This is a genomic window from Photorhabdus viridis, assembly GCF_040256935.1.
GTDB lineage: Bacteria > Pseudomonadota > Gammaproteobacteria > Enterobacterales > Enterobacteriaceae > Photorhabdus > Photorhabdus viridis.
In genome coordinates, this window is sequence record NZ_JBEJZY010000535.1 from 1 (window position 1) to 223 (window position 223).

The following is a 223-nucleotide window of genomic DNA, read 5'->3' on the forward strand; positions in this document are numbered from 1 at the left end:
ACTTGATATTTCACGGTTAATTGAATTTGTCAAATACCTAGTGACCAGCCGTGATCTCCCTTATATTCAGGTCGAAACCAACGAATATACATTACGGGATAAACAGGTTTTTCCTGATCGCCTCAGTGTTGGCTGGATGCTTTACCAGCCTTGCATTATTGATAAATCTTATCTGCCTATGGTGGAAGATGTACTTCCTGTCCATCAAAATAATGAACAGATA

General features: G+C 39.0%; 1 pseudogene. It reads left to right on the top strand.

What is annotated here, in order from left to right:
- Positions 1-223: pseudogene (locus ABR397_RS24430) on the top strand (hypothetical protein); the annotation flags it as partial.